General features: G+C 50.8%; 21 protein-coding genes and 2 rRNA genes. 12 read left to right on the forward strand and 11 right to left on the reverse strand.

The window, feature by feature from the left end; translation table 11 throughout:
• The first annotated feature begins 14 nt into the window (after positions 1-14).
• Together NGAR_RS05855 and NGAR_RS17270 are read left to right on the forward strand one after the other, a co-directional pair.
• A complete protein-coding gene (locus NGAR_RS05855) occupies positions 15-1,025 on the forward strand; it encodes an FtsZ/tubulin family protein (protein ID WP_015018751.1) in 1,011 nt (336 codons plus the stop codon).
• 34 nt (positions 1,026-1,059) lie between these two features.
• Positions 1,060-1,236 (forward strand): hypothetical protein, encoded by a 177-nt coding sequence (locus NGAR_RS17270; protein ID WP_015018752.1) that lies wholly within the window; start codon positions 1,060-1,062, stop codon positions 1,234-1,236.
• A 101-nt stretch (positions 1,237-1,337) separates the two neighbouring features.
• On the opposite strand, the gene NGAR_RS19310 is transcribed toward NGAR_RS17270, so the two are convergent.
• The 3 genes from NGAR_RS19310 to NGAR_RS18375 form a co-directional block, all read right to left on the reverse strand.
• Complete coding sequence (locus tag NGAR_RS19310; protein ID WP_148681759.1) at positions 1,338-1,538, reverse strand: putative glycolipid-binding domain-containing protein; 201 nt, start codon at positions 1,536-1,538, stop codon at positions 1,338-1,340.
• Between the two features lie 698 nt (positions 1,539-2,236).
• The gene (locus NGAR_RS05865) at positions 2,237-2,638 is read right to left on the reverse strand and encodes a 50S ribosomal protein L31e (protein WP_015018754.1); all 402 of its coding nucleotides are present in this window, start codon (positions 2,636-2,638) and stop codon (positions 2,237-2,239) included.
• A gap of 6 nt (positions 2,639-2,644) precedes the next feature.
• Positions 2,645-2,908 carry a 50S ribosomal protein L39e gene (locus tag NGAR_RS18375; RefSeq protein ID WP_228369309.1) on the reverse strand — a complete coding sequence of 88 codons (264 nt, stop codon included), beginning with the start codon at positions 2,906-2,908 and terminating at the stop codon, positions 2,645-2,647.
• A gap of 32 nt (positions 2,909-2,940) precedes the next feature.
• Between NGAR_RS18375 and NGAR_RS17275 the strand changes: the two genes are divergently transcribed.
• Positions 2,941-3,102: a hypothetical protein gene (locus NGAR_RS17275; RefSeq protein WP_187147689.1), complete on the forward strand. Its 162-nt coding sequence runs from the start codon at positions 2,941-2,943 to the stop codon at positions 3,100-3,102.
• 158 nt (positions 3,103-3,260) lie between these two features.
• Here the strand turns inward: NGAR_RS17275 and NGAR_RS05875 are convergent, their stop codons facing one another.
• Positions 3,261-3,530, reverse strand: coding sequence for a hypothetical protein (locus tag NGAR_RS05875; protein WP_015018757.1), 270 nt, complete (start codon positions 3,528-3,530; stop codon positions 3,261-3,263).
• A 631-nt stretch (positions 3,531-4,161) separates the two neighbouring features.
• Here NGAR_RS05875 and NGAR_RS05880 point away from each other — a divergent pair.
• From NGAR_RS05880 to NGAR_RS05890, 3 genes are all read left to right on the forward strand, one after another.
• Positions 4,162-5,124 carry a S16 family serine protease gene (locus NGAR_RS05880; RefSeq protein ID WP_148681053.1) on the forward strand — a complete coding sequence of 321 codons (963 nt, stop codon included), beginning with the start codon at positions 4,162-4,164 and terminating at the stop codon, positions 5,122-5,124.
• Between the two features lie 46 nt (positions 5,125-5,170).
• Complete coding sequence (locus tag NGAR_RS05885; RefSeq protein WP_015018760.1) at positions 5,171-5,524, forward strand: hypothetical protein; 354 nt, start codon at positions 5,171-5,173, stop codon at positions 5,522-5,524.
• 122 nt (positions 5,525-5,646) lie between these two features.
• Positions 5,647-6,552, forward strand: coding sequence for a flavin reductase family protein (locus NGAR_RS05890; RefSeq protein ID WP_015018761.1), 906 nt, complete (start codon positions 5,647-5,649; stop codon positions 6,550-6,552).
• On the opposite strand, the gene NGAR_RS05895 is transcribed toward NGAR_RS05890, so the two are convergent.
• Complete coding sequence (locus tag NGAR_RS05895; RefSeq protein WP_015018762.1) at positions 6,529-7,857, reverse strand: aspartate aminotransferase family protein; 1,329 nt, start codon at positions 7,855-7,857, stop codon at positions 6,529-6,531. The genes NGAR_RS05890 and NGAR_RS05895 overlap by 24 nt on opposite strands.
• Positions 7,858-7,952: 95 nt before the next feature.
• Here NGAR_RS05895 and NGAR_RS17280 point away from each other — a divergent pair, with 95 nt between their 5' ends.
• Positions 7,953-8,108 (forward strand): hypothetical protein, encoded by a 156-nt coding sequence (locus NGAR_RS17280; RefSeq protein ID WP_015018763.1) that lies wholly within the window; start codon positions 7,953-7,955, stop codon positions 8,106-8,108.
• 4 nt (positions 8,109-8,112) lie between these two features.
• Here NGAR_RS17280 and NGAR_RS05900 read toward each other — a convergent pair whose 3' ends face one another.
• Positions 8,113-8,379 (reverse strand): hypothetical protein, encoded by a 267-nt coding sequence (locus NGAR_RS05900; RefSeq protein ID WP_015018764.1) that lies wholly within the window; start codon positions 8,377-8,379, stop codon positions 8,113-8,115.
• Positions 8,380-9,153: 774 nt separating this feature from the next.
• Between NGAR_RS05900 and NGAR_RS05905 the strand changes: the two genes are divergently transcribed.
• Both NGAR_RS05905 and NGAR_RS05910 read left to right on the forward strand, forming a co-directional pair.
• Positions 9,154-9,609, forward strand: a complete 456-nt coding sequence (locus tag NGAR_RS05905; protein ID WP_015018766.1) for a RidA family protein — start codon at positions 9,154-9,156, stop codon at positions 9,607-9,609.
• Positions 9,569-9,829, forward strand: a complete 261-nt coding sequence (locus tag NGAR_RS05910) for a hypothetical protein (protein WP_148681054.1) — start codon at positions 9,569-9,571, stop codon at positions 9,827-9,829. The genes NGAR_RS05905 and NGAR_RS05910 overlap by 41 nt, the downstream gene beginning before the upstream one ends.
• A 14-nt stretch (positions 9,830-9,843) precedes the next feature.
• Here the strand turns inward: NGAR_RS05910 and NGAR_RS05915 are convergent, their stop codons facing one another.
• From NGAR_RS05915 to NGAR_RS05930, 3 genes are all read right to left on the reverse strand, one after another.
• Complete coding sequence (locus tag NGAR_RS05915; RefSeq protein ID WP_015018767.1) at positions 9,844-10,824, reverse strand: DHHA1 domain-containing protein; 981 nt, start codon at positions 10,822-10,824, stop codon at positions 9,844-9,846.
• Positions 10,825-11,036: 212 nt separating this feature from the next.
• A 23S ribosomal RNA gene (locus tag NGAR_RS05925) occupies positions 11,037-14,011 on the reverse strand.
• Positions 14,012-14,264: 253 nt separating this feature from the next.
• Positions 14,265-15,734 (reverse strand): 16S ribosomal RNA (locus NGAR_RS05930).
• Together the 16S and 23S rRNA genes form the textbook arrangement of a ribosomal RNA operon.
• Positions 15,735-16,215: 481 nt before the next feature.
• Between NGAR_RS05930 and NGAR_RS05935 the strand changes: the two genes are divergently transcribed.
• Positions 16,216-18,303 (forward strand): thioredoxin domain-containing protein, encoded by a 2,088-nt coding sequence (locus NGAR_RS05935; RefSeq protein ID WP_015018768.1) that lies wholly within the window; start codon positions 16,216-16,218, stop codon positions 18,301-18,303.
• On the opposite strand, the gene NGAR_RS05940 is transcribed toward NGAR_RS05935, so the two are convergent.
• Entirely contained in the window at positions 18,290-18,616 is a 327-nt protein-coding gene (locus NGAR_RS05940) for a hypothetical protein (protein ID WP_015018769.1), read from the reverse strand. The two genes, NGAR_RS05935 and NGAR_RS05940, sit on opposite strands and share 14 nt — an antisense overlap.
• A 100-nt stretch (positions 18,617-18,716) precedes the next feature.
• Here NGAR_RS05940 and NGAR_RS05945 point away from each other — a divergent pair, with 100 nt between their 5' ends.
• A complete protein-coding gene (locus tag NGAR_RS05945) occupies positions 18,717-18,959 on the forward strand; it encodes a hypothetical protein (RefSeq protein WP_015018770.1) in 243 nt (80 codons plus the stop codon).
• Between the two features lie 116 nt (positions 18,960-19,075).
• On the opposite strand, the gene NGAR_RS05950 is transcribed toward NGAR_RS05945, so the two are convergent.
• On the reverse strand, positions 19,076-19,294 hold the full coding sequence (locus tag NGAR_RS05950; RefSeq protein ID WP_148681056.1) for a hypothetical protein: 219 nt from the start codon (positions 19,292-19,294) through the stop codon (positions 19,076-19,078).
• A gap of 66 nt (positions 19,295-19,360) precedes the next feature.
• Between NGAR_RS05950 and NGAR_RS05955 the strand changes: the two genes are divergently transcribed.
• Positions 19,361-19,999, forward strand: coding sequence for a pyridoxamine 5'-phosphate oxidase family protein (locus NGAR_RS05955; RefSeq protein ID WP_015018771.1), 639 nt, complete (start codon positions 19,361-19,363; stop codon positions 19,997-19,999).
• Position 20,000: the final 1 nt, after the last annotated feature.

Genomic DNA, 20,000 nt, shown 5'->3' on the forward strand with positions numbered 1-20,000 from the left:
CAAAGCTTTTTAACATGAGCCCTGTATTTGTGTGCGGGGAGCTCGGGGGATCAACGATGAGCGATCTTTTGATCAAGAATCCAGTGCTGCTGGTAGGCATAGGTGGCGCCGGAAGTAAAATTGCGACTGCGGCAAGCGCCGCTCTTGGCTGCAAGTGCCTGTTGATAAGCAACGACAAGAAAGATTTGATCCACAATGAGAAGTGCACTGCCGTTTATGTTGATTCTGGCGAATGGGTCAATCCCTCAAGCCTAAAACTGCGCTCCTTTGTTGAAGCACACCGCAAGGAGATGGTAGCTGCGATGAACGGCTATTCGACCGTAATCATTGTCTCAAATTTGGCAGGACGTGCCGGCACTGCAATGGCTCCGCTGGTGTGCAGAATGGCAAAAGAATTAAGCACTGTAATCTCGATCGCAATCATGCCCTTCAAGTTTGAGAAGGACCGCATTTTCAATTCTGGCACTGCGTTGAGAAGGGTGCGCGAAACATCTGACTCGACCATTGTGATGGACAACGACGCATTCCTTGACAACAACCCAGAGCTTTCTCAAGAGGAATGCTTCTCAATCACAAACAGTGCCATAGTCGAGGTCATATCCTCGATATCGAGTGGAACCGTGAGGCCGGCGCTGAACATACTGTGCACGAGCAGGCCAAGCCACAGCTCAGAGTCCTCCCTCCGCGACTCTGTGGCAATGCTGTATGACGCCGTTCCAGACGCAGGCTCGGTAAAGAGGGCGATGGTCTATGTGATGGGCGGCGACAGGGTTCCTATCGGTGATCTGAACAAGATTGTGGGCTATGTGCAGGGCATATTTCAGGAGGAAGGCACAACCGAAGTCGCAATGTCATCGATGGCCGCAGCCGACGGCGTGCGCGTCCACCTTGTTGCGTCCACTCCTCAAAAGACAAGGTTTGACCGCTACGACCCACTGGGCGACATCATTCCAGACGTCTTGGACTGGGACGAACCGGACTCTGCGCCTGACATCAAGCTGGCGATGATACCGGCGATCGAATAGGTTATTATTGTAAGAAACTACAAGAGCTGGTGCCATGATATCATGTGGCTGCAGGTGCATAGTGTGCAAGAGCCAGCAGCTGACAAGCCACAGCTTTGTCGCGCCTGACGGCTACGACGACATACACCATACATGCAAGTCGTGCGGCACACACTTTAATCACCTAGATGGCGAGACATACGCAAAATGCGAAATCTGCAAGTTTCCTTAACTATTTGTCACTTACGCGATGCCACAGGTTGCCATAGGAAACGATTAACCCAGATTCGTCAACTTCAAGCTGAGCCTGATATCCAGTCGATAAAGATTCATCTACCTGTAATGCCTGCGATCGATTCCAGTGTACCTTTGTTGCAGCCATTCTAGCGTCAAACTTGGGAAATGAACCCAGACAGCGTCCACCTGTTGCGATTTGCCATCTTCCAAACAAAGCCGTCTGATCGGAAGTGTATTGGTGGCAGGCGTAACCTCTAGGTCAACATCATGTATTCCTGCGGCAAAGGGAATCGTGATTCTTTTTGTTTTTCAGACCTGTTTGCTGCTTATTCTGAGAGTCGGATGTGTTGTACTACCTGACCTTTTCTGGCGAATGTGGCAACTCTTGTTTTCCACTGCCTGTCGCATTCTATCTTGTAGGCAACCTGCGTAGGTAATCCTTCGAGTAACGGGACTATGTTGCCTTCAAGAACAAACTTGTTGCCATTAGCTGTTAGATTAAAGTATTCCTGCGGCTATCTTTGCTTTCTCACAAGATCGTTCTCATATACTTTTTTATCACGAACTGCTCGCATCAAGCTAATTTTACCGATCTACTAATTTCTTGTGATACATACTCTTACACGGCTGATCTTCAACCAGCTTGATGTCTTTCATCTTTCTCTTGTCGTAAACAGTCTGGAGAAATTTGTAGCAGACAGGGCAGACTTCGATCATCAGAGTCATCCGAGGGTCGGACGGGTTAAAAGTCTAGCTGGAGGCAAAAATATCATAAAGGATCATGTAATTTCATGCAGTCGCTTATATAACGCCTGCAAATTATTTTAATGACATGATGATTCGCGCAGATCGTTTAAGAGCATCAACGACAAAGATAAGCAGGCTATTGCGTAGATCCGGCAAGTGTTTGTGCGGTCATCAAAAGGACTACCATATTAACGGAAGCAAGAAATGCATGTTTGGAGTCTGCCCGTGCCGAGGCTATGCAAAAAAGCCTAACTAGTCTGTGACTTGCTTTCTTCTGCCTTTGGTTCTTCGGCAGCTACTGCTGTGGCTGTTTCGACTGAAGCCGCTTCTGGCTTCTTTTCTTCTTCTTCAGCAGCGGCGGGCGCTTCGGTTGCCGCCGGCACGTCTTCGTAGAGCGAGACCGTGACCACGCCGTCCTCGTCCTTGACCATCTTGACGCGGACCTTCCTTGGCGGGTTGGTCTTGCCTCTTGACCATATCTGCCTGTTCAGGTCCTGCTCTAGCTTGACTTCATCGCTCTTCATGTGCTTTGTCGCAAACTCGCGTATCATGTTGATGACCCTGTCTGTACGCTTGTGCTCAGGAGTGAGCCAAGCCCTGCCCAGATTGATAGTGTAAACACGTGTAAGGTTTTCTTCGACTGTCGCCATTTTTTATCAACCTACATTGACGTCAGACCTGCGCCAAAGCCTGCGCTTGGGGTTAGTTCTGACCTTCCTGTTCGTCCTAATGACTACCCATGTCGGCACTGGCCTATTCTGCCTAGTGCGCTTTAACAACCGCTTTTTGCGTGAAGTGTTTTTCCGGGCAGCCATATACGAGCCTAGGATTGATTTTTTCCGCTTTTTAAGTGTTGGCGTGATTGTTGATGCGTCTGTGTGCTGGCAGCGGATGGTCGTTGTGTAAAACCTTACAGACAAAATGGTTTAAAGCTGCAAGCAATATAACGTCCATGAAGGATTCTCGGAAAAAAGAGGAAAAGGACGCCGCCGCTACCACTGATTATGATAATGACAAGCGGTTCCAAAACCTGCTGGAATATCTTGGCCTAAGTCAATATCCCGGATTAATATCAATTTTGAAAAAGTTGGGCTCTGGCACAACGGCCACATAATGATAATAACCCGTCTACATAGTGTGCTTGCTGCTGTTTTTCTTCCTTCTGGCTTCGTTTGCCCAAGTTTCTGATAGTGACGGGCATTCATTCTTGTCAAGGATAGAAAGTTGGCAACACAACCGCCTATGCGTATAATTGCAGTGCAAGTGATAGGATCACTTTTTCTGCATGCCAAAATGCTTGGCAATGGATTCCATCATTATCTCACTGGCAGAACCGCCAAGTAGCTTTGTAAGGGCATCGTCTATCTGGGAGAGCTTGTACGACAGCCTGCCGACGGCCACTATGCCAAACATCACCTCAAGCTCGTATGCAATGGTCTCCGTCATGGCCCCGCCAAGGTGCTCTTTCAGATTGTCAAAGCACTTGGCCAGCTCGGTGCCAGAGATAATTCTATCCTCATCATACGCCTTCTTTGTAGTCATGGCAGTCGTTTCCGTCCAGGCCTCTCCTATACAGGTTGGTTGCAACCAAAACAGGTGAAATATGCTTGTACGAACAAAATTCCTACACACAGGCGCGCCTAATACAATCTCAAGCAAATGGGGCAGATCCTGACCACTTATTTGAGTTATTGTGGGGTGGCATTAAGTACGAAATAGTTCTCGATTGCCAGTTTGATTAAGGCAGGCTGGGATTACTGTTGCAGTCACACCCTCCTGTCGACCTTTCCCTGTTCGTTCCTAGTGCTGATGATCGTGGCTAGCAGTCTTTTGACAAAGGTACAATGCGCCTTGCGGCACAGGCTCGTAATTTCTTAAATAAATTGCCGTACCATACACGAGTGCATGACAAAGAGCATCAACAAACACCGCCTGAGAATTGAAGAGTTTGACAGGCCCATTAGCGTTCCAAGAGCGACTGATGATTATAGTCTGGACCGTTTTGTCCATTGCACCGTCTGCGACAATTTTGCTTATTGCAGGGTCAGTGAGGACACAAATTTGGTTATTCGGGTCAACTACTACTGCAAAAACTGTGTCAGCAAATTCTCGCTTGCCCAGTGAAAAGCAGTGAATTATTATTATAGAAGATCATTACTAATAGAGACGTCAGTTGCAGGCTAGAGCTGCCCTTGCTAATAATACAAAACTAGTGTTGGCTATAGGCCTTGCAGCGTCGATTGCCGTCAGCCTGGTCGCTTACGCCTATTCTGCGCAGCAGATAAACCTCTTGACAGCAGAGCTCGCTGATAAATCAAGAGTACTTGAAGAGCAGAGGCAGCAGATCGATGAAAAGACCGTCCAGCTTGGGTTGTTGAACTTACAGATTGAGAGCCTTGAAAACGAAATCGCTGCAAAGACTGCAGAGGCTCAAGACCTATCTCAGACGGTTGATGCCCAAAGGAACGAGATTCAACTTTTGAAAGCACAGGCTGCAAGCCTTCAAGATGATATTCATGAGCTTGAACAACAAATACAGGCTAATGAAAATGAAATAGCATTGCTCACCGGGCAGATGCAAGAAACGCAGTCCCAGCTTGAATCATTCAAGCGTGTCAAGGTAGGCCACTACAGCCTTGCAGTAGACCAGTTTGGGAAAGGCATAGTCCTGCCAATAGAAGTCGAAATCATCCCATCTGGAGAAGGAATAGTATCCATAGATGTAAAAAACGTCAAGTATGAAACCGGCTTTCAGGACTCGGTAAGGACGGCGGTCCTTGTAGCGTCAGAGTACAGCGACATTTCAGTCTCTGACAAAGATATCGTTATCCGGGTCATAAATGAGGATGACGAGCTGATAACTATTGATGGCGGATCTGCTGGTGCCCTTCTTACCGGAATGATTGCAGCAGGACTGATGGACCGCGAGATCAATCCTTCGGTGTTGATCACGGGGACTATTGAATCGGACGGGACCGTCGGCCACATTGGAAGCGTGGACAAAAAGGCCGATGCAGCCACTGATTTTGGGGCAGAGACAATATTGGTTCCAGAGGATCAAGAGTTCAATCACAGTTCGATAAATGTGATTGGCGTTTCAGACATAGAAGATGTTATGCGGTATTTCACATCGTGAATGCCACAAAAAGAATATCTGCTTGAACAGAACATGTGTATTGCAAATGACAAATCAACCAAATATTTCTATTGAAGGGCTCAAAGAAAAATACAGAATTAATGAGCCGATAGCGTTTTCAATAACCATCAGAGGTGTTCTGAAAAGTGGTGGTCTTCCTCATATAGAAATAACAAAAGAGAATAGTTCAAAGAAGAAAATCTATAGCATAGCCTTCATGTCGCCTGTGCCACCTGCAGCTTCGCCAGAATATGTCGAGCAAAAGCTGATCTTCCCGATTGAAAACGATCCACAAGCACCTATCCATGCTGGAGAAGCAGGAACTTATGTAATGACAGTAAGCGTCTATGCAGACGTTGGAAAGTCATATGAGGTAAATAGAAGGATTCTGGTTGAATGATGGATTGCCTAATAGCTAACTTCAGAGTGCTTGCTTTTTCTTGCTCCATGCTTGTCTTCATGTATGTGCAAGCAATCTGAAAGGTTTTAGTTGATGCAATATGCCAGAGGATCATCAGTAATATGCCTGAAATCATGGGCAACGTGCATCGGTACTTTGCGACTACCGTAGGATTAATCACCACAAAGGGCAAGCATGGCCCGAACGTCATGGCAGCAGAGTGGACGATGCATGTTTCCTACGATCCGATGCTTATCGCTGTTTTCGTGCACGATTCACCAACGTACTGGAACATCGAGGAAACCCGAGTATTTGGTGTCAACATTGCATCAGACGATCAATCAGAGCTGGTCAACATAGCCGGTGGATACTCTGGCACCGAGATAAACAAGCTTGCAATACCGGGTACGTTTTCAACATACAGCGCAAAGCATATCGATGTTCCGATGATAAAGGGGTGCGCGCTGAACGCAGAGTGCAGAGTAACTACAATAGAAAAGATGGGCGACCACATCATGGTGGTAGGAGAGGCGGTCAGCGCGATATTTGACGAAAAAAAGTTCCCACTGATATATACTAGGGGCAACTACCGAAAGCTTTCAAGATCAAAGATCCCCTCAGGCAGAAAAGTTGTGCGGATTACGCCTGATCAGATGTCGCAATTTCAAAAAATGTCTGCCGGGCAATTTGTCCTGAAAGCAGCGGCCGCGGTGATAAGAAGACAGAACGGCGGCCAGATACTGTTGCAGAAATTCGGCGATTGGTGGATCTTGCCGATGGTCGTGGTTAACAAGGGCGCCAACTACAAAGAAGCGTTGGAGAAGCATCTTGGTTCAATTGGTGTATCTGCCAGCGTTAGCAAAATTAGCGGCATAAAACGCATGACGCTCAAGGCCGGCAAGACAGAGCTTCGCGCCAACTTTATCACGTTTGACTGCAAGCTCAGGTCGCTCGAAGGTTCCGATGCAGAGTGGTTCACCAGACTGCCAAAGAATAGTACTGTGCTAACCCTGCTTGAAAAGCCCTGACTGGACTATCTTTTCGGTGGCCGCAAGCAGCCGCTTGACATCGCTTTCATCGTGGGCATTTGAGAAAGCTCCCATCTTGCCCGGCAAAAAGAATATGCCGTGGCCTGCCATCAGCGCAAGGTGGTATCTTGTGAGCAGCTCCTTGTTCGATGTCGCCACATCGTTTGCATCCTGAACCATCTCTTTGCCAAAGTGGGTCATAAAGATCGAGTTCAAGCCTGTAACCTTGCTCGGGATCCCAGCTTCGGCAAATATCTTGCTCAATCCCTTCCTCGCTACGTCGCCCAGCCTGTCGATCTTGCTGTAGACGCTCTTGTTCTTTTTCAAAAAGTTCAGTGTCGCAAGGCCCGCAGTCATTGTGACAGGGTTGGCAGAGAAAGTACCGCCGCCTATCGCACAGCGCGCCTCTTTGTCCTTCCTTGACACCGGGTCTGCAAGTGACATGATCTCTTTGTCGCCACACACCACTCCAATTGGCATGCCACCTCCGCATATCTTGCCAAGCGTGAAGAGATCGGGCTCGAGCTTGTAGACGCTTGCCGCGCCATGGAGCGATAGCCTAAAGCCAGTCACTATTTCGTCCAGTATGAACAGGCTGCCGTTCTTCTTCGCAAACTCTTGCAGGCCCTGAAGGTAACCGTCAACAGGAGGTATGCAGCCCGCCCCGCCGAGCACCGGCTCGATAATGATGCATGCAAGGTCGTCCTTGATCGTTTCTAACACCTTGAGGGACGCATCAAGGTTGTTGAACGGTATCGATTCGACATACTGTCCCTCGTCCTGTACAAGGCCGGGGCCTTCTTCTACTTCAAAAGGATAGTTGACGGTCTGCATGAGCGTGGTGTTAAAGCCATGCCAGCCACCTATCGCCTTTGCGATGACCCGCCTCCCTGTCTTTGCGCGGGCAAGCCTGACTGCATACATTGTGGCCTCAGAGCCTGTGCTGCTAAAGCGCATCATCTCAGCCCTTGGCATCAATTTTTGTATGGTCTCTGCCAGCTCGACGCTCACTTCGTTGACCGTGCCATACAGAGTGCCGTTGCGCACCTGCGCGGCCAGCGCGTCTGCGACTGGTTTGGGCGAGTGCCCCAGAATAAGCGCCCAGTGGCCCATCCAATAGTCTGTGTAGCGGTTCCCGTCAACGTCGTGCAGCTGCTTGCCCTTGGCCGAATTTACGAAGAACGGGTAAGGCTCGAAATACCGGATGTTATGGCTGATGCCGCCGGGAAACACGCGGGCAGACCGGGAATAAAGACACTTGGACTTGGTTGTCTTGCGCATATAGTCCTCTACGTAGTCACGCATGAATGTACATACTGCCTGAAGGCTGATTCCTCTATAATCCTTTGTTTTTCAGCCGCACGTTTAATTATCAGCCACGTAAATGTCGTCATTGCGCGATGAACTGCCTAAAGTGTTTCCATCCACATCAGGCGCATGAATTCAACAAGGGTGGAAATAGTTCGCTCTTGCGCGTCGGCCGCTGCCTGATACCTGGGTGCGAATGCACACAGTATGTCGATAAAATAGAAAAGATAGACGAGGATCTGCTCTGATCAGTTAGTTTAGGTCTCTGAGTGATGGTGGAATCTCTGCTTCTTCTGGGGTGATTTCTTCAACCGGTGGAAGGCCATACTCTACCCGCAGTGCATCCTGCTGCTCTCTCATAATGTCATCCGAGAAGCCCGACCCTGGTATCCAACCGATCCAGATGTAGAGGATGATTATGATGGCCAGAGATATGCCCATGACAAGGATCGACCATGCGACTGTCTTCATGTGAGGGCTGCTGCCGTATCCTCCGCTCTCAGCTTCGTGGTGCGCCATTTCCTAATAATCTGGTAGAACAATGCTTTTTAAAAAGATTCGCATCGTCCAAAGGCGCCTACAAGATGTGCAACGACCGTTGTTTGATGCAAAATTAGGCTTGCGGGTAGATTACTCTGGGTTCTGGCGTATCAGGACCACAACCGAAACAAAAGCCGTCGAAGCTGGTCCTCATAGTGTCAAGTGGAGATGGTTTTATAACTTCTTGAATAATGAGGATCATATGCCTGCCAAAGCAATCAGGCCGATGACAACCAAGAACAGGTAAAGCAGTTGCATCTGCGTCTCCAATATAAAATATGTCTTCAAACAGTAATAGATTTTGGTTGAATCTTAAGTCTTGCTTCACAATTACAAAAACGAAATCGGCAAGCCGCGAAGCTCTGCTGGCAGAGCATCCGAACCAGCATCAAAAACGTGTTCTGAATACTCTCGGGAATTGTCTCCACCTTTATTGAGAGCACATTGCGCCTTTCTCCTATGAACTTGGTTTCGCCAGTGTGGTAACCTGCGACCCTGAGGAACATCTGACCTCCTTCGGTGACTGATATGAGATGATTCCTAGCTTCCTGCCTTCAACATTGACAAGAATCCAGCCATCGCGTTCTAGCAAGTTCACCTAAGTTGAGGATAGCTGCATAAGTGCTGTTTTATGGATGAAAAAGGTTCTATTTTTGCATTTAAAAAAGATGTGGGAACCTATAGAACTTTTTGGCGGTAGAGTAGCTACAACAAAGCAAAGTAAAATAACGTAGCCACGCCAAGTCTTGCTCAATGATAGAAGACAAGCTTGCATCCCTTGGAATAACGCTCCCGTCGCCTCCGGCCCCTGCAGGGTCGTACGTGCCAGTGGTCGTAACGCACAACAACCTTGCGTTTGTAGCAGGACAGATCCCGACAGAAGGCGGGCAGGTAAAGTTCAAGGGCAAGGTAGGCAGGGACATCTCGATAGAGGCAGGCCAGCAGGCGGCGCGCCTCTGTACGATAAACGCGCTGGCACAGCTAAAGTCGGCTCTTGGCAGCCTTGACAGAGTAAAGCGGGCGGTCAAGGTTACGGGGTTTGTCAGCTGCGACCCATTGTTTGCAGACCAGCCCAAGGTGATCAACGGCGCGTCAGACCTGCTGGTTCAGGTATTTGGCGAAAATGGTAGGCATGCAAGGGCAGCAGTCGGGGTGAGCAGTCTGCCTCTTGACAGCGCAGTTGAGGTCGAGTTTATCGTCGAGGTTTAGGGTAGAACATTCTTCGCGAAGACAGGTTTGCTTAAATACCATTCCCATTAGGGCGTTTGATACGCTCGGCAAGGATGCCAAGAACTCGCTTCTTGCGCGCCTGCAGTCACAGGGCATCAGTCTCAAGTATGGATCGCAGCATACCCTGAACCAGCTGATGGCCGCACTCAAGCCAGTGTTACCCAAGGACGCCACTGAACTTATCATGGAAATGGTGTAGAATCACCTAAAGCGCTAGGCTATCCTGCTATCAAGGGTCTTGATGAATTCCTCAAGCTTGTCCTTTGGGATCACTGCGCCGCACGCCCTATCGTGCCCGCCCCCGCTACCTCCAAGCTCTGACGCTATTTCGTTTGTGAGCCGGCCGAGGTGCACCTTGCAGCCGGCCGATCCGCGTATTGAAACGACGTATGACTTGATGTCGTCCTTGAACTTATAGACCATCGCGGCGGGCTTGCCGGACGAGCCAAGCACAAAGTTGACCACCATGCTTGACGATAGCTCGACCGTGCTAGGCGCGTGAGCGATATTGTCGAGCTTGACCACAGATTCTTGTATCGATTCGACAGCGTTTGCCACCTTTTTGGCATATTTCTCGGCAGTCTCAAAGCCGCCCTTGATGTCGTGGGGATATTTCATCTTGGCAAGCGTGTCGACTATTTTCACCAGAAAGTCGTCGTCGTGCTGGCTTGCGGAAATCATGTACGATAATACGGTCGATTCAAGCATAAGGAATTGCCTGTCAAATCTGGGCACAATCGTAGACGCAACAGGCTTGTTTTCCATATAGTCGGTCAGCGCGCCCATCGCCGCGAAAAACGCTGCGTGCTCGGGCAGTTTTTTCCTGTATTTCGCATAGACCTGCATACTTGTGCACTCTTCAATAGTATGAATGAGGGTCACGCCAGCCTTCTTGAGCGCCTGCATTATCTCCTTGCTGATGTCATGATGATCGATGTAGGTCACTTCGGCCCCACTGGACGCTATATTGCCAAGCAGCTCGACAAATTTCTGCTCATTCTTTTTCGACAGTCCAAGGTCGCATATGAACAGCTGCTCGATCTTGCCGTCAGAAGCCGCGACCTTTTCCAGCTTGGAGATAAGGCTAGCATAATCCACAAGGATTACTTTTGAAACGTCAAACGCTACCTTTATCAGAGTGGCAGAGCAGAGCCCATCTGCATCTTCCTTGTGAGATATGCAAACAGAAGACATCTAGATTATAGATTGTGAAGTTTAGTAGCCCAGATTTAATGGTTGGGTAAAAGATATCGAAAAATGAAATGACGCTGGCCGCCGTGCAAAGGATCACAGTTCTTTACGGTTGTTGTTCTTTACGTATTTCCGGAGCCGCAATTCCAGAAATGGTGCGCTTGCTGCCACCATACCTGTGGCAAACCACCATTTTGGTGGCGCAAACAAATCCAAGTTCTAGTGCGTTGGGCTGTTGGGAATGGCAGGCTGAACACCTCGCCGAAGCTTGGTGATTACACCTCCATCCCATCAACGCCATCTTCTATGGCCGCCCTTCTCCTTGCGGAAGGCTGTCTTTTCTCAGGAAAGGCTTCGTCCTTAGATGCTTTCAGGACTTATCCAAAGCAGCTTAGCTGCTCAGCGTGCCCTGTCGGACAGCTGATAAACCAGAGGCTGCGCTGCCCTGTTCCTCTCGTACTAGGGGCAACTTCCCCTCAGACAACCGCGCCCCTGTCAGGCAGAGACCGACCTGTCTCACGACGGTCTAAACCCAGCTCACGTTCCCCTTTAATGGGCGAGCAGCCCCACCCTTGGCTCCTGCTGCAGAACCAGGATGGGAAGAGCCGACATCGAGGTACCAAACCGCGGGGTCGATGGGAGCTCTCGCCCGCGACGAGCCTGTTATCCCTAGGGTAACTTTTCTGTCACCACCGGCCCCCAATAGTGGGGACACGATGGATCGCTAAGCCCGGATTTCTCCTCTGTATTCCGTATCATTGGGAATACAGTCAGACTGGCTTTTGGCTTTGCCCTCACCGGCGGAGTTCTGTCCCGCCTGAGCCAATCTTTGGGCCCCCTCGATACTTTTTCAAGGGGGTGCCGCCCCAGCCGAACTGCCCACCTGCCGTTGTCCCCGTGAGAACGGGTTAGCGATACGGTAACGAATGGCTGGTGTTACAACGGCGCCTCCACCTGCCCCGGAGGGCAGGCTTCGAAGGCTCCCAGCTACGCTCTGCATCCGCAACCATACCGCAGCAACAGGCTGCAGTAAAGCTCCACAGGGTCTTCTCTCCCCGACAGAGGTTCGTGGACTGTTCGTCCACGTTATGTGGCTTCACCGGGCTGCAGGCGGGGACAGCGGGGCCCTCGTTGTTCCATTCATGCACGTCGGAACTTACCCGACAAGGCATTTGGCTACCTTAAGAGAGTCAGAGTTACTCCCGGCGTTTAGCGGCCCTTAGCCCAGTTGAACCCAGGTTTTAGGTACCGCCACTGGCCAGGATACAGAGGCCATACTCATCCTTTCGGACTAGCGACCACCTGTGTTTTTATTAAACAGTCGGGACCCCCTGGTCACTGCGACCTGCAGCTCCTGCTCCTCGCAAAAGCTGCAGGCACTCCTTATACCGTAGATACGGAGCTATTTTGCCGAGTTCCCTCGCCTTACGGTATGCCCGACAGACCTTAGTCTACTAAACCAGGGCACCAGTGTCGGATCTCGGTACGGTCTTGAAGAGATCTCCCTGACCTTGCTTTCAGTGTCTCCTGGACTTGAGCAAACCCGCCTTGCGGCAGGCCACTCGCCCCTCGCATGGGATCTCGCCATTACAGCACTCCCCCATGCTCGAAAACTTGGACAGAACGACGGTTCTGCTTGCCCTATCCTGAAGCAACAAGGCAGGTAAAAACGATCCCTTCAAGGCACTTGAATATTAACAAGTTTCCCATTCGGACAGCTCTGTTGAGGCTGCTCTTAGGACCGGCTAACTCCCGGCTGATGACGCATTGCCGGGAAACCCTTGCCCTTGCGGTCGCCGAGATTCTCACCCGGCTATGCTGTTACTGCCACCAGGATCTGCAATAGTTAGTTCGGTCCACTGGACTTCACAGCCCAGCTTCTACCCAAACACTACGCCCACCTACCACGCACCGGCATTGCCGGCGGTCTAAAGTATCGGTGGTCTGCTTTAGCCCCGTCCATTTTCAGGGCTTCCGAGCTCGGCAGGTGAGCTGTTACGCACTCTTTGAAGGATGGCTGCTTCTGAGCCTACCTCCCTGCTGTCTTAGCTCGAAAACGCCTTTTTGTTTGACACTTAGCAGACACTTGGGGACCTTAACTTTAGTCTGGGTTGTCCCCCTCTCGGTTATGAGGCTTACCCCACATAAACCCGCCTCCCAGCTTCTACAACGCCTGTACATTCGGAGTTCGAATGGGCGGCGAGCCCTTTCGAGCCCTTACCGTCCGATCGGTGCTCTACAATACAAGCCGTCTCCACTGAGGCAGGACTGCGATCCACTTCGGTGGGAACTAGCGATCACCGGACTAGATTGGTTTTTGACCCCTAATCCCAGATCTGGGGACCGATTTGCACGTCAGGACCCTTGCAGACCTCCAGCGGGCTTTCGCCCGCCTTCGTCTTATCCAGGACTAGATCGTCCGGTTTCTAGCCTTACTGCCATGACTAAAGACCCTTTCGGATCCTTCGCCTCGCCGAAGCTGCGCGAATTCGGTTTCCCTTCGCCTTCCCCTCGTCAGGTTAGGCTCGCCATGACAGCAATCTCCCTGGCCCGTGTTTCTAGACGGAACGTACAACTCTGGAAGGCTTCAGTCCCTTGCGGGACCTCTGCCGAACTCCTTTTGAGCCGTACACGTCTGTAACCGGTTGGTTTCAGACACTTTTCATCCCCCTTCCGGGGTACTTTTCAACTTTCCCTCACGGTACTAGTGTGCTATCGGTCTTGGTGAATATTTAGCCTTGGATGCTATTTTCACCCATAGTCACTGGCCACTGCCAAGGCCAGATACTCTTGCTATGGCAGAATCCCATTCCCTTACGCTTACGGGGGTATCACCCTCTAAGCCAGCACGTTCCAGAGCACTTCAGCTCAGAGAACGGCATCCTGTACGCCATAGCACACCACATCCCTACCATGTTACCATGGCAGGTTCAGTTTGGGCTCTTCCGTTTTCGCTCGCCGCTACTAGCGGAATCTCGTGTTGATTTCTCTTCCTCGTCCTACTCAGATGCTTCACTTCGGACAGTTCGCCCTCCCAAGCGAAAAGCAAGGGAGTGTAAAGAGAGACCTCATTCGGAGATCTTGGGATCAACGGTCGCATGCACCTACCCCAAGCTTATCGCAGCTTGCCACGTCCTTCATCACTTACCAAGCCGAGTCATCCCCCAACCGGCGTCTTTGCACTATACCAGGTACACCATATCTTTCTTTTACTATTGCAGCCCCGGAAATTCTACGCGAACATTTCCGTAAAGCCACATTTTTCCACTCTGTCAGTTGTTGACATTGTGGCGTGTTTCCTGTGATCCTTTGCATGACGGTCATTGCAGGCACTAGCCCGCTGCGTCCTTCACACCATATTTTCATATGGAGCTGCATAATTTCGGCCACACGAACACACTTGACGAACCCTTTACACAAAAGTTGCCCGGACCGTTAAACTAAGGAGGTGATCCAGCCGCAGGTTCCCCTACGACTACCTTGTTACGACTTCTCCCCCGTTGCTGACCCCAGGTTCGATAGCGCCAATTAGGCGCCACCTCGCCAAGAACCAGCTTCGGTGAAGCGACGGGCGGTGTGTGCAAGGAGCAGGGACGTATTCACCGCGCGATGGTGACACGCGGTTACTAGGGATTCCATATTCATGAGGGCGAGTTTCAGCCCTCAATCATAACTGAGGTAAGGTTTGAGGGATTGCCTCCCCCTTTCGGGATCGGAGCCCGCTGTCCTTACCATTGCAGCCCGCGTGTGGCCCGAGGGTTTCGGGGCATACTGACCTGCCGTAGCCCCCTCCTTCCTCCGCCTCAGCGGCGGCGGTCCCTCTAATTAGCCCCTCCGTTCCTGAGAACAGAGGTAGCAACTAGAGGCAGGGATCTTGCTCGTTACCTGACTTAACAGGACACCTCACGGCACGAGCTGGCGACGGCCATGCACCTCCTCTCAGCTTGTCTGGTAAAGTCTTCAGCTTGACCTTCACTCTGCTGTCGCCCCCGGTAAGATTCCCGGCGTTGACTCCAATTGAACCGCAGGCTTCACCCCTTGTGGTGCTCCCCCGCCAATTCCTTTAAGTTTCAGTCTTGCGACCGTACTCCCCAGGCGGCAGACTTAACGGCTTCCCTGCGGCACTGGGTTGGCGCGAAGCCAACCCATCACCGAGTCTGCATCGTTTACAGCTGGGACTACCCGGGTATCTAATCCGGTTTGCTCCCCCAGCTTTCATCCCTCACCGTCGAGCGCGTTCTGGCAAGCCGCCTTCGCCACTGGTGGTCTTCGGTGGATCAGAGGATTTTACCCCTACCCACTGAGTACCGCTTGCCTCTCCCGCCTCCTAGCCCTGTAGTATCCTCCGCAGCCCATCTGTTGAGCAGGTGGATTTAACGGAGGACTTGCAGAACAAGCTACGGATGCTTTAGGCCCAATAATCGTCCCGACCACTCGGGGTGCTGGTATTACCGCGGCGGCTGACACCAGACTTGCCCACCCCTTATTCTGCACCATTTTTAGAGGTGCCAAAAGATGCCCTTAGCGGGCATCACTCAGAGTAACCCTGTCAGGCTTTCGCCTATTGCAGAGGTTTCGCGCCTGCTGCGCCCCATAGGGCCTGGGCCCTTGTCTCAGTGCCCATCTCCGGGCTCCTTCTCTCAAAGCCCGTACCGGTTACAGGTTTGGTGGGCCATTACCTCACCAACAGCCTGATCGGCCGCAGTCCAATCCAGGGGCCATATAGATTTCAGCCATGGTCCATTCCAGAAACCTTGGCCTATCGCGGTTTATCCTCAGTTTCCCGAGGTTATCCACGTCCCCTGGGCATGTTGACTACGTGTTACTGAGCCGTATGCCACGCCTTGCGGCGTTGACTCGCATGGCTTAGTCCCACTCTGATAGCAGTCGGGTCCGGCAGGATCAACCGGAGTCAATCCTTTTTTCTTTAATTAAAGAGTACGGCCGGACAACCTTGTTATTGTGCGGGTCGTATTAGGGTGTTCGTGTGACCTATGTCAGATCCAATGCGAGCATCGGATCTCCATTTTATGAGCGCAACTGGAGGTCAGTGAATCACAAAATGGCGCTAAGACCAAACATCATCACTGACGCCGCCTTAAAGGTTACGTTCGCTTTCTTCCTTTACAATATACTGATATAAACCTTTGCTCATGGCACATTGCATGAGAAAAAGCCGTTAGTCGTTATCATACGACTCAGTTATCCTAGGTTCTACGTTGGTTGGATTTTCTTCATCTTCTTCCTTGTTATGCTTTTCGCTTTCCTTCTTGACTTCTCTTCTTGGACTTGACATAATAGTGATAATGGAGAGAAAATATTAGATATAACAAATTGTGCTGAATTTTCTCGCAGATACAAAGTCTATATAGCATTCAGCCGCAAGTCCAACTGATGCAGGAAGAACACGCAAGCCGCGGCAAGCCGAACAAGCTCGCAAAGGAAACGAGCCCATACTTATTGCAGCACGCCTACAACCCTGTAGACTGGTACTCGTGGGGAGAAGAGGCGCTGGAACGGGCGAAAAAGGAAGACAAGCCAATTTTCCTGAGCGTCGGCTATAGCGCATGCCACTGGTGCCATGTTATGGCGCACGAGTCGTTTGAAGACGACGAAATTGCAAAAATAATGAACGAGCATTTCATTAATATCAAGGTCGACAGAGAGGAACGGCCTGATCTCGATGATATTTACCAGCGGGTCTGCCAGCTTGCTACTGGAACCGGCGGCTGGCCGCTGTCTGTGTTTCTGACTCCTGATCAAAAACCATTCTACGTTGGGACCTATTTTCCAAAGGAGGGCGGCCACTACAATATGCCGGGGTTCAAGACGATACTTCTCCAGCTTGCCACAGCTTACAAGAGCAAAAAACAAGAAATAGAGGCGGCAAGCGGCGAGTTCATGGATGCCTTGGCGCAGACCGCAAGGGATGTTGCCTTGGGCGCGGCAGGCAAGGCGAGCCTAGAGCGCTCTATCCTTGACGAGGCCGCAGTGGGTCTGCTCCAGATGGGAGACCCGATATACGGCGGCTTTGGACAGGCCCCTAAGTTCCCAAACGCGTCCAACCTAATGTTCCTGCTGCGCTATTACGACATTTCCGGCATGAGCTGCTTCAAAGATTTTGTCGCATTCACCGCAGACAAGATGGCAGCGGGCGGCATACATGATCAACTTGGCGGTGGCTTCGCGCGCTATGCTACCGATCAAAAGTGGCTCGTCCCGCACTTTGAAAAGATGCTCTATGACAACGCGCTTCTTGCCCAGCTGTACTCTGAGCTCTACCAAATTACAAAGGCCGAAAAATACTTGCAGATAACGAGAAAGACTCTGGACTTTGTCATACGGGAGATGACGCATCCTGAAGGCGGGTTCTATTCTGCGCAGGACGCCGACTCGGAAGGCGAGGAGGGCAAGTTCTACGTCTGGTCCAAAAAAGAGATCGCCTCGATACTCGGCGACCAAGCTGCCACTGACATTTTCTGCGAACACTACGGCGTGACTGAAGGCGGCAACTTTGAAGGCAAGAACATACTCAACGTGAGGGTGCCGGTGTCAAGCGTTGGCCTCAGGTACGGCAAGACGCCAGAACAGACCGCACAGATAATCGCAGACGCCTCTGCCAAGCTTTTTGCAGCAAGGGAAAAGAGGGTCAGGCCGGCGAGGGACGAAAAGATATTGACGTCGTGGAACGGCCTGATGATATCAGGCTTTGCCAAAGGCTACGGGATCACCGGCGACCAAAAGTACCTGCAGGCGGCAAAGGACGCGGTCAAGTTTATAGAAACCAAGATCGTAACAGGTGACGGCAGACTGCTGCACACTTTCAAGGACGGTAAGTCAAAGCTGAACGCGTACCTTGACGACTATGCATTCTATACCGGCGGCCTGCTTGACCTCTTTGCAATTGATTCTAGGCAGGAGTATCTGGACAAGGCGGTAAAATACACCGATTTCATGCTGGCGCACTTTTGGGACGAAAAGGAGGAAAACCTGTTCTTCACTTCTGACGACCATGAGAAGCTAATAGTGAGAACCAAGAGCTTTTACGACCTTGCGATTCCAAGCGGCAACTCTGTCGCCGCGTCTAACCTTCTCCGGCTCTACCACTACACGCAGAACAACAGCTACCTTGACTGCGCCGTCAAGATAATGAAGGCAAGCGCGAAACCGGCTGCCGAGAATCCGTTTGGGTTTGGACAGATGCTCAATACAATCTACCTTTATGTGAAAAAGCCGGTGGAGGTGACCGTGATAACAAGAAATGACCACAGCTCAAAAATGGCAGAATGGCTCAACCAGCAGTTCGTGCCAGATGGCATAAACGCAATCGTAAGCACAAATGAACTTGCATCGCTCCAGAAATATGCCTACTTTAAGGGGCGCGTGGGTGACGGCGAGACTGCCTTTGTGTGCCGGAATTTTACCTGCTCGCTCCCGATCAAGTCGCAGCAAGAGCTGGAGCGGCAGCTCACGCCTTCCTGATGTCTATTAGTAGCCTGTCGCCCACGCGGGGACTTCCAATCTTTTCATAGCGCTTTTTCGGCATCGTTATCTGGATCACTGTCTGCGAATAGCTCTTTATCACTGTCTGCGGTTGCGATCTCAGGATAGCTTCAAGTATCGGTTTTATCTGCTCCTTGACCTCCTTGTCGGCGACCGCCCGGTCAACTGCTTCTAGCATCATCTGCTGTTGCGACACCGTTTCAAGCTCGACATCTTCGCTCAGTGCAAGATTGACAGTGGTTCCGGTGTCTGTCAACTGGTTTATTCTGTACCTTGTAGACTCGTCATGCATATCTATCTATATCACTTATCGCAGGCGACTACTAAAACTTGCTATTTTTTACACAATTGATATGTGTCCTCGCTCCGATGACAATAATAGAATATAACAAATGAGAGCTGAGGAGCTTGCAAACTCAATCGTACGCACCGTGGTTACTGCCATGCGTGACGGCAACCACAATGCGTTCTTCGCTGCGTTTGCGCCATCGGCAGTATTAACTGATGATGGCCACCCACAGTCATTTGTAGAGTGGGCTGACAGTGAGATCTTTCAAGCGCACGGCCGTCTTGATGTGGAGCAGGAAAACCACAATGGACTCGAGTTAGTCGGGCCTTTCCATTCGGATCAGTGAGACATGGCGACCGTCTGGCGATTCGATATTGTCGATGGACGCGTGCGTCGCCTTGATGTAGCTGCCTTGTGAGGTCGGCGGATTCATCTCTGCTCATACAATAATAGTCTCTGCATTTAATCTCTGAAGAGTTCCTCTTCCTCAAGGTCCCTATCCTTCTTTGTGAGGTATATCAAAAGGCCGGCAATGCCTGCAAACGCAATGACATTGACGACCAGTATCGAAGCATCGACGCGCTGCCCGAGCACTAACAGCCGGACAATCGCATAAATGGCTGCAGCCGCCAGCGCCGCTATGCAGCCGGCTATCGCGTAGCGAATCGTCCGCCTGTTCATGGCAATATTTCTTTTGCACAAACTGCCGTATAACTTTTAACGGCATACCAGCTTAGCAACAGTGCAGTGCAACTGGTAAAAAAATACGAGATACAGTCAAAACAAAAGATAATCGATTTTCTCAACAGCCAGCCTGCCGGCAGAATAGCATCGATCGACAAGGACGGCTACCCTCAGGTTATCCCCATGAACTTTGTCTACTTTAACGACGCCATCTACATGCATTCTCACCCGTTTGGAGAAAAGCTGGACAACATCCGGCGCAACCCAAGCGTCGGCTTTGAAGTGGACCAGCACGTCTGCTTTTTGCCCTCGTACTATTTCCACCCAACAGACGCGTCGCAGGCAGACACCCTCTACATCAGCGTGGTGATAAAGGGCAGGGCAGAGATCGTGGAGGACCGGGAGGAAAAGGCAAAGGCGCTCAACGCGCTCATGGAAAAGTACCAAAAGGAGGGCAGGTATGAGGCGCTTGACGCAGAGATGCCTGTAGTGGAAGAAGTCGCAATAATCAAGGTCATACCATCGGACATGCGAGGCAAGTACAAAATAGGGCAGCACTGGGCCAGGCCATACCGGCTAAAGATGGCAAAGAACATAATTATGCGTGAAGGTTTGGAAAATGCAAAGCCGGTTCTGGCTATAATGGGCATCAAGGTCGCTTCAGACGGCAACTTGGAGATCGAGCAAGATCCGGTGATGTAAA

It is taken from the genome of Candidatus Nitrososphaera gargensis Ga9.2, assembly GCF_000303155.1.
Lineage (GTDB): Archaea > Thermoproteota > Nitrososphaeria > Nitrososphaerales > Nitrososphaeraceae > Nitrososphaera > Nitrososphaera gargensis.

Coding starts and splice junctions, on each gene's coding strand:
- NGAR_RS05945 (WP_015018770.1), top strand. CDS start 18,717: ATGAGAGCTGAGGAGCTTGCAAACTCAATCGTACGCACCGTGGTTACT.
- NGAR_RS05855 (WP_015018751.1), top strand. CDS start 15: ATGAGCCCTGTATTTGTGTGCGGGGAGCTCGGGGGATCAACGATGAGC.
- NGAR_RS05900 (WP_015018764.1), bottom strand. CDS start 8,379: ATGGCGCACCACGAAGCTGAGAGCGGAGGATACGGCAGCAGCCCTCAC.
- NGAR_RS05935 (WP_015018768.1), top strand. CDS start 16,216: ATGCAGGAAGAACACGCAAGCCGCGGCAAGCCGAACAAGCTCGCAAAG.
- NGAR_RS05885 (WP_015018760.1), top strand. CDS start 5,171: ATGACAAATCAACCAAATATTTCTATTGAAGGGCTCAAAGAAAAATAC.
- NGAR_RS17280 (WP_015018763.1), top strand. CDS start 7,953: ATGAACTGCCTAAAGTGTTTCCATCCACATCAGGCGCATGAATTCAAC.
- NGAR_RS05865 (WP_015018754.1), bottom strand. CDS start 2,638: ATGGCGACAGTCGAAGAAAACCTTACACGTGTTTACACTATCAATCTG.
- NGAR_RS05915 (WP_015018767.1), bottom strand. CDS start 10,824: ATGTCTTCTGTTTGCATATCTCACAAGGAAGATGCAGATGGGCTCTGC.
- NGAR_RS05895 (WP_015018762.1), bottom strand. CDS start 7,857: ATGCGTGACTACGTAGAGGACTATATGCGCAAGACAACCAAGTCCAAG.
- NGAR_RS05890 (WP_015018761.1), top strand. CDS start 5,647: ATGCCTGAAATCATGGGCAACGTGCATCGGTACTTTGCGACTACCGTA.
- NGAR_RS05950 (WP_148681056.1), bottom strand. CDS start 19,294: ATGAACAGGCGGACGATTCGCTACGCGATAGCCGGCTGCATAGCGGCG.
- NGAR_RS17270 (WP_015018752.1), top strand. CDS start 1,060: ATGATATCATGTGGCTGCAGGTGCATAGTGTGCAAGAGCCAGCAGCTG.
- NGAR_RS05905 (WP_015018766.1), top strand. CDS start 9,154: ATGATAGAAGACAAGCTTGCATCCCTTGGAATAACGCTCCCGTCGCCT.
- NGAR_RS05875 (WP_015018757.1), bottom strand. CDS start 3,530: ATGACTACAAAGAAGGCGTATGATGAGGATAGAATTATCTCTGGCACC.
- NGAR_RS05940 (WP_015018769.1), bottom strand. CDS start 18,616: ATGCATGACGAGTCTACAAGGTACAGAATAAACCAGTTGACAGACACC.
- NGAR_RS17275 (WP_187147689.1), top strand. CDS start 2,941: ATGAAGGATTCTCGGAAAAAAGAGGAAAAGGACGCCGCCGCTACCACT.